Below are 7,970 nucleotides of genomic sequence, written 5' to 3'. Positions count from 1 at the left end.
GGCGGGGGGGGGGGGTTGGTGGGGGGGGGGTGGGGTGGGTTTGGTTGGGGTGTTTTGGGGGGGGGGGGGGGGGGGGGGGGGGGGGGCGCGGGGGGGGGGGGGGGGGGGGGGGGGGGGGGGGGCCCCAGTGGCCGGAGACGATCCGGGTGACGGTGGTGAGGATGTTGTTCACCGGGTCGGCCATGCCGGTGGAGGCGAGGGTGAAGCCGCTCAGCCAGAGCACGAGGGCGGTGGGCAGGGAGACGCGCCGGCCGCGGATGAGGACGGCGGAGAGGATCGCGAAGACGATGGTGATGCTGAGCGAGACGATCACGGCGGGTCCTTCCAGGGGGCTGTGAGCGGCGTCAGGGGCCGCCCCGGCGGGCGGCCGGGGCGGGGTGGTTCGCCTGTCGTGTGGCCTGTCGTCTGTCCTGTCGCGTGCCTGTCCTGTCGCCTGTCCTGTCGCCTGTCGTCCGCAGGTCAGAGGGGGGATGCAGGCCGCGCGACAGGCGAATGACCCCTTGTCCGGGGGCGGCGACAGGCGACAGGACAGGCGGTCGGGTCAGGCGCCGGGGGCGTGGTCGCGGTGGACGTAGCGGGTCTTGCTGCCCTCGCCGACGCGTACCGCCTCGCCCGTCTCGGCCCAGGTCTTGAGCCATCCGGCGATGGCTTGACGGCGGGTGCCGAACCGGGGCTGGAGGACCTTCTCCATGGCGCTGGCACCGGTGCCTTCGGGTCCGGCGTCGAGCAGCAGTTGCAGGGCGGCGTCCTTCGCGTCCGGGGTTTCGGGTACGGACTCGTCGCGGCCGGTGGCCCAGGTGGACGGGTCGGCCCAGTCGGTGCCGTCCGGGGTGGGGGCGTCCTTGGTGGCGGAGGGCAGCAGCCAGATCGACTCCAGCTCGTCGGCCGGTGCGGCCGGGGGCTTGTCCCATCCGGCGGTGGCCTTCCACCCACCGGCGGGGGCGCTGCCCTGGGCCGGGCCGGTGGGCGCGGGGCCGGACGCGGTGGTCGCCCCGGCGGGGGTGGCTGCGGCGGTGACGGCCTCGGTGCTGGCCCAGAGGTGGCCGCAGCGGTCCATGGTCCAGCGGTCGGTGTAGTCGGTGCCGGCCGCTTCGAGGGAAGGGGTGTCGAGGGCGGGGCGGCGGCGGGCGGTGGCCGCGCTGATCTCTTCGATCATGTCGGGGGTGATGCGCGGCTGGCGGGCCTTGGCGGGCTGCTTGCCCTCGATGCCGACCAGTACCGACCCCGGGCCGGAGAAGGAGTCCTCGGCGCGCAGGGCCCGCCAGCCGAAGAGGTGGCCCAGCTCGCTGTCCTCCAGGGCGCCGGTGGCGAGGCGGTTGGAGGCCATCTTGCGTACGAGCGGGTCGGGGAGGACGTCCTGGGTGACGCGCAGGACGGAGATGACGGCGCGGATCGCCATGGCGCGGGCGATGCGCACGACTTCGGAGACCCCGGCGATGATCTGGCGGGCCTCGCGGCTGGCGGCGGCCTCGGCGCCCTCGTCCATGATGATGACGATCTCGGGGATCTTCGGGGAGACGGGGAGCTTGTCGTCGTTGGCGTCGCGCATCGCGTCCTGGTAGGCGACCTTGCGGGACTTGGCGATCCGCACGGCGACGGCGAGCATGCGCTTGGCCTCCTCGATGGTGGAGGCGACCCAGTCCACGCCCGGGACGGGAATGTCCGCATTGGCCCAGTGGGAGCCCTCGCGGCCGATCTGGGCGTCGCGCCAGGCGTTGAGCCAGGGCAGGCCGATGGAGCCGCCGTTGAGGTCGATCACCCACACCAGCACGTCGTTGGTCTGGCCGAGCCTCGCGATGAGGGTGTGGAGCCAGTTGGTCTTGCCGGTGCCGGTGGGGCCGGTGACGATCGTGGAGGCCTGCCGCAGGTCCATCTCGGCCCGGGCGCCGTCGGAAAGCAGCGCGATCGGGATGGGGTTGTTGACGGTGGTGGTCTCCTTGATCTCCTCGATGGGGAAGAGGAGTTGGTCGGTGAGGACCTTGGTGGTGACCTGGATGAGGACGCGGCGCCGGGAGATGCCGGGCATGACCTGCAGGCCGCAGCCGCCGGGCAGGTCGAGGTCGGAGCCGAGGGCTTCGGAGCGGTCGGCGATGGCGCGGCGGGTGGTACCGCCCTCGGGCAGTTCGAGTTCGAGGGTGTATCCGGCGCCGGAGGGCCAGTGCTCGATCCCGAGCACGGTCACCTCCACCGAGCAGACCCGCTTGATGCGGTCGGTCCAGTCGGCGGCGAGCTGGCGGCGGGCGCCGATCAGCAGCAGGTGCGCGCGCTTGGCCTGCTCGACCTCCTCGTGCGCGGCGAACGCGGCGCCGAGGGTGCCGGCGGCGATCCCGGCGACGGCCAGCGACCCCAGCTCGGGCCACTGCCAGGGGCCGCCGTGGGCGAGGGCCCAGGACGACCAGCCCCCGGCGGCCATCCAGCAGGTGCCCCGGAACGCGAGGGTGGCGCCGGTCAGGCGCTTGCGCAGGCCGGCGCCGATGGTGCCGAGGGCTCCGGCGGCGCCGGCGGCCAGGGCCCATCCGGCGGGCATGCCGGTGGCGTGGCCGAGCGCGGTGGTCGACAAGGCGCCGGCGGTGGCGTTGAGGGTGCCGGTCAGCAGGCCGTGCCCGGCGCTCCAGTCCAGGCGCGGGCCGTGGTTCTTGGTGTTCTTGGTCATGGTGGCGGTCTCCAGCCGGGAAGGGGCCGGGCCGCCCACAGGGTGTGGACGGCCCGGCTGGGGGTGTGGGTGCTGGGGAGGCGACGGCGGGTCAGGTCAGACGTTCCACTTCCGCTCGGCCTCCAGGCCGTTGCGCGGGTTCTCGTGGCGCTCCAGGTCCTCGGCGTGGGCCTGGCGGAAGGCCGGGGCGACCTCCTCCAGCGCGGTGACGACGCGGCCCATGGCCTGGTAGCCGTGGCTGATCTCCTCGACCACGACCGCGTCCAGCGGCAGCTGCTCGGACGCCTTCTCGGCGAGGACCCGCAGGACTTCCTGGAGGGTGCCGTAGGCGACGGGCAGCTCGTCGGCGAACGCCCCGAACTCGACCATCGTCTCGGGGTCGAAGGTGGTCGCGGCCTGGAGGAGGACGTCGGCGGCGGAGGTGAGGCTGAACGTGGCGGCGGTGCCGTCGATGGGCGTGGTCACGGTGGTCTCCTTCACGGTGGGCTTGCCGAGGGTGATCGGTTCGGTGACCGGGGTGGTGTCGGGGCGGCAGGGGCGGCCGAAGACCTCGAACACGAGGCCGTCGGCGCCGGCCGGGTCGGTGCCGGGGGTGGGGCGGCCGGGGATGTTGACGGTCTCGGCCGGGACCGGCACACCGGCGAGCCCGGTGTCGGGGTCGGTGGTGGTGTCGCCGCGGCCGAGGATCGCGGCGTCGCGGGCGTCGCGGACGGAGCGGGCGCGCTCGGCCAGGCGCCGCCACACGCTCCGCATGTGGCCGGAGACGCGGCCCTTGTGGCGCCAGTTGCCGACCAGGGCCGAACCGAGGCCGAGCAGGCCGGTCGCGAGAGCGGTGCCGCCCATCCGGGCCCGGTGGCGCATCGCCGAACGCTTCAGCGCCTTGGCCTGCACCGGGGTGATCTGCCCACGCGCGGCGGCCGGGCTCTTCGGGCGGGCACCCGCGCCGGTGGACGGGTCGATCCCGGCCGCCTGGAGGGCCTTGGCCTGGCCCTTGGCGACCCGGCGGGCGGTGCGCTCGGCGACCTTGGCCAGTCGCTCGTCCCGGCGCTGTGCGCGCTGTGCGGCCTGCCCGGGCTGGGCAGGGTCCTGGAGGCCCGGCAGGCGGGAGGCGGCCTTGGCCAGGGTGTGCGCGATCGCGGGCGGCCGGTACCCGGCACCGGCACCCCGGGCGGCGGGACGCTCGGCCTGCCCGGGCGAGCCGACGGCCCCGGCGCGGTGGGCGGCGGTGTGCGTGGTTCCGGCCGTTCGCTGCATGCCGGGCCGTCCCTTCGGGTCTGCGGTGTGGTGGGCGGGAACACCGGCCCCGCCCCGACGGTCGGCCGAACCGGAGCCGGACCGGGAGGCCGAGCCAACGAGGTTCGCCGAACGGCGCGGCGGCGAGGCGGAGTTGGAGGATGCGAAGCCGCGGGCGGGCGGGGTGAAGAGGCCACCCGCCCCGCCCGCCCGATGGGCGGCGGCCGTGCCGGTGGGGCGGGGGTTGGTGCGGCGGTTGCGGGCCTTGCGGGCCAGACCGCCTATCGCGGCGGCACCGGCGGCGGCACCGACCACGGCGACGGCCCCGCCGCCCAGCGATGCGGCCCCGGCGCCGGCGGCCCCGAGGGCGTTGGCGACGGCCACCGCCAGCGGGACGCCCGGCACCGCGCCGCCCGGCGAGGACACGGGCGGCTGCGTGGGCTTGGGCTTCGGGTCGGGGGGTGGCTGGTTCTGGGGCGCGGGGACGACCTCGACCAGCGTCGAGGCCACCGGTTCGGACATGATGAGCGCTCCGGTTCTCTGCGAGGACGGGAGACCCGGAACCGCCGGCAGCTGGCGAGCACGGCGGCGGTTCCGGGTCGTTGAGACTGCTCAGAGCCGGTTCGGCTCCAGCGAGAAGAACAGGACGTTCGCGCCGGCCAACTCCGGGTGCTGCCGGTCGAGCAGGGCCCGGATCTCGCGGTAGGCGCTCTGGCGGGTGGCACCGGGCTTGGCCGTGTAGGTGCCCTCGGTGGTGAACGTGGCGAGGACGCCGCGCTCGACGGGGCGCTGGAGGGTGATCAGCCAGGCGTGCGTGGGCTCGACGGGAACGGGCCCGGGTGCGGTGGTCACGTGGTGCTCCTTCAGCGCTCGACGACCGGCTTGGCCAGGTCGCGGTGGGTGAGGTGGATGGTCGTGCCGGTCTTGCGGAGGCGGGCGGCGAGCGACTGGGCGACGGTGGCGGCGCGGTGCCGGCCGCCCGCGCAGCCGACGGCGATGGTCAGCGGCGCCTCGGTGGGCCCGGCGTCGTAGGCGTCGGCCAGCAGCGCGGCGGCGGTGATCAGTTCGCGGATGCCCGGGGTGGCGAGCACCGCCCGGCGCACCGGCAGGTCGTGGGCGGTCCGGTGGCGCAGGGCCGGGTCGACGTGCGGGTCGCGGAAGTGGCGGCGCAGGTCGAGGGTCAGGTGGGCCTCGGGCGGGGGGCCGTGGAGGTAGCCGAAGCTGACGACCTGGATTTCGGTCACGGACATGGTGAGTGCCCCTACTCGCCGGTGTCGGGCAGGGTGTAGAAGCCGGCCACCTCGACCGGGACGCCCTGGTGGGTGCCGTAGACGGTCAGCCAGCGGGTGATGCCGTTCTCACCGCTGTCGGTGGTGGCGGGGTCCAGGTCCAGGGCCTCCCGCCACTGCTCGAACGCGTCGAGGCCGCAGTGCAGCGAGAGCTGCACGCCCCAGGCACCCCACGGGATACCGGTGCTGAGCTTGAGGAACTGGTGCAGCGCCGGCAGGGGGGTGGGCAGGTCAGCGTGGGCCCTGAGGATGGTCAGCAGGGCGCTGGCCGCGCCGATCTGGTCGGTGACGGCCGGGCCGGTCCGGGAGGTGTCGGTCTGCATGGCGGGTCCTTCCGGGTCAGGCGGTGGTGGCGTGCGGGGTGTAGCCGGAGGCGATCAGCTCGGCGGCCTCGGCCCGGCGCGCCGAGGCGGTGGCCGGGGAGACGTCGAGGGCCTCGGTGATGGCCTGGAGGGTGACGGCCTCGGGGTTGCCACCGGCGGCGAGGATCATCCGGGCGACGCGGCGGGTGGCGCGGGCGGCGGGGGTCAGCTTCGCGGCGTCCTCCGCTTCGACCGCGCGCAACTCGGCTTCAGCGGCGCGCTCGCGGGCTTCAGCGGCACGCAGCCGGGCCGTGTGCGCGTCCTCTTCGTGCCCTGCCTGGACGCGCCGGGCGTCGGCGGTGTCGCGGTCGGCTTCGGCCTTGCGCTTGACCGCTTCAGCGGCCTCCTCCTCGGCTTCAGCCGCGAGCTTGGCCGTTTCAGCGGCACGCAGACGCGTCGCTTGGGCGGCCTCTTTCGCGTCGGCCTCGGCCTGCTCGTCGTCGGCCGCGGCACGGTTCGTTTCAGCGGTACGGGCGCGCGTTTCAGCGGCGGTCTTCTCCGCTTCGGCGGCGGCCTTGCCGGTTTCAGCGGCGCGCAGCCGGGCGTCGGCGGCCTCCTGCTCGGCCTCGGCGGCGGCCAGCTCCTCCGTCGCCTGGTCGAGGCGCTCGGCGGCCTCGGCCTCCCGGCCGGCGGCCACGGTTCGGGCGTGGGCGTGGGCCTTGGCGGTGGCGGTCTCGGCGCCGACCTCGTACCCGGCGGCCTCCACCCGGCCCACCGTGCGAAGCGTGGAGATCTTCAGCTCGGCGGCGCGGGCCTCGGCCCGGACGGCGACCTCGGCCTCGAACGCGGCCTTGCGCTCGTCCCGCAGCCGGGCCTGCTCCTCGGCCTCGGCGGGCAGGGCCAGAGCCTCGTCCACGGACAGGCCGAAGCGCTCCATGGTGAGCGGAAGCAGCAGGTCAGAGGGCGCGTCCTTCAGCTTCTTGCCGTGGTCGCGCTCCAGCATCACCCGGTAGACGAGGCGCTCCTGCTCCAGCTTGACCGCCCGGTCGTAGGAGGCGATGCCGTTCAGGCGCATCCGTCGGAACATGAGAAATGCGGGCCACGGGGCGAGGATCCAGCGGTGCAGCGGCACCCCGTCCCGGCCGTGGCCGGCCTCGATCCGGGTGATCCGGATGACCAGGCGCCGCCCGGCCTCCACGACCGCCACGAACATCACCGGGATCACGGCGTGCATCGCGGTGCCGGTCGGATTCGCCGTCAGCGACCCGGCGGAGGCGGCGTTGAAATAGATCGTGGCGGCGGTGAAGGTGTGGGCCAGCAGCCGCAGCCACGGCGCCGGGGCGCCCTTGCGGATCAGGTGCAGGTCCATGGCGAGCAGGGCCACGATCCCGGCGTCCACACCGATCGGGAACGCGTAGCTGAAGTCCCCGAAGCTGTGCCTGAAACCGAGGTCCTTCAGCGCGTTGTAGGAGCCGCTGAAGCCGATCCCGGCGAGGGCCGCACCGCCGACGGCGGCGAGGATCGCCACCCCCAGCATCAGCCTGTCCGAAGCCCCCGCCCGTGCGGCTGAAGCGGCGGGCCGCCCGGTTGAAGCGGCGGCGGCCGGGCCCGAAACGCCTGTCGGCGCGGTCATGGTGGTCACGCGGCCACCCGCTCGACGCTGGCGGTGCGGCGGATCACGGCCGGGCGCCGCAGCGGCACCGGCGCCATGCTCAGCAGCCGCTCGGCGTAGGCGGCCAGCACCGGGTCCTCCCGGCGCAGGTCCGCCAAGACGTCGTCCGCCGCGTCCATCCGGGCCTCGCGCTCGACCGAGCTCTCACCGGGCACCCCGGTAAACAGCCGGGCGAACTCCGAGTCCGCGACGAGGCCGAGCGCCAGCTCGGCGAACTCGTCCTCCGTCAGGGCCGTCTGCCCTGCAACAATCGACTTCATGGGTCTTCCTCGTTTCGTGTTGAGGGGTGGGCCCGCAGGGCCGCCGCGCGTTCCTTGGCCGGAGCGCGGCGGCCCGCCTTGTGTGGGCTCGGCTTCTCGTCGTTCACGAGCAGCCGCGGAACCCGGCGCGCGTCCGCCGCCGCGAGGGCGGCCGGCGCGCGCCGGGGACCGTGATCGCTGGTAACGCGACTGAGATCGGTGAGCCCCGCCCGCTGGTCAGCGGCGGGGCCGGATACAGCTCTGGGGCATGCCCATGGGCGCGCCCTCCTCAGGCCAAAGCCCTGGTGGGGCTGGTGGTTTGGGGGTTGCCCGTCCTACGGGCGTCAAGTCTCTCGGGCCTGGTCCGGTGCCTCTCTCTGCTCAGCACCAGCAGGGCGGCGCACCCCCGGATTCGGGGGTGTTGCGTGGCTCGCTGCCGCCGGCGACATCACCCGGTCGCCTCGGGGGCGGTCTGTCTCATCCCGCCACGTGCGTTGGGACTCCGCTGTACTCCCGGTTTCGCCATCCAGCCGTACGAATCGGCCTGGTCAGCGTCCCGTTCGGCCCCACACCCCCGAGGGG

The 7,970-nt window shown here is 74.7% G+C and carries 7 protein-coding genes; all 7 read right to left on the bottom strand.

What is annotated here, in order from left to right; translation table 11 throughout:
* Positions 1–541 precede the first annotated feature (541 nt).
* Positions 542–2,653: a hypothetical protein gene (locus tag ACIQOV_RS16995; RefSeq protein ID WP_401049258.1), complete on the bottom strand. Its 2,112-nt coding sequence runs from the start codon at positions 2,651–2,653 to the stop codon at positions 542–544.
* Positions 2,654–2,749: 96 nt separating this feature from the next.
* Complete coding sequence (locus tag ACIQOV_RS16990) at positions 2,750–4,408, bottom strand: hypothetical protein (RefSeq protein ID WP_401049256.1); 1,659 nt, start codon at positions 4,406–4,408, stop codon at positions 2,750–2,752.
* Positions 4,409–4,498: 90 nt separating this feature from the next.
* Positions 4,499–4,738 (bottom strand): hypothetical protein, encoded by a 240-nt coding sequence (locus ACIQOV_RS16985; RefSeq protein WP_401049254.1) that lies wholly within the window; start codon positions 4,736–4,738, stop codon positions 4,499–4,501.
* 11 nt (positions 4,739–4,749) lie between these two features.
* Positions 4,750–5,136, bottom strand: a complete 387-nt coding sequence (locus ACIQOV_RS16980; RefSeq protein WP_401049252.1) for an ATPase — start codon at positions 5,134–5,136, stop codon at positions 4,750–4,752.
* A gap of 11 nt (positions 5,137–5,147) precedes the next feature.
* Entirely contained in the window at positions 5,148–5,498 is a 351-nt protein-coding gene (locus ACIQOV_RS16975; protein ID WP_401049251.1) for a hypothetical protein, read from the bottom strand.
* Between the two features lie 16 nt (positions 5,499–5,514).
* Complete coding sequence (locus tag ACIQOV_RS16970) at positions 5,515–7,014, bottom strand: DUF2637 domain-containing protein (RefSeq protein WP_401049249.1); 1,500 nt, start codon at positions 7,012–7,014, stop codon at positions 5,515–5,517.
* 101 nt (positions 7,015–7,115) lie between these two features.
* Positions 7,116–7,409: a hypothetical protein gene (locus ACIQOV_RS16965; RefSeq protein WP_401049248.1), complete on the bottom strand. Its 294-nt coding sequence runs from the start codon at positions 7,407–7,409 to the stop codon at positions 7,116–7,118.
* Positions 7,410–7,970: the final 561 nt, after the last annotated feature.

It is taken from the genome of Kitasatospora sp. NPDC091257, from assembly GCF_044757675.1.
GTDB classification, from domain to species: domain Bacteria; phylum Actinomycetota; class Actinomycetes; order Streptomycetales; family Streptomycetaceae; genus Kitasatospora; species Kitasatospora lactacystinica.
Note: the sequence above shows the minus strand (reverse complement) of the source record. Positions and strands in the feature narration are given on the sequence as shown.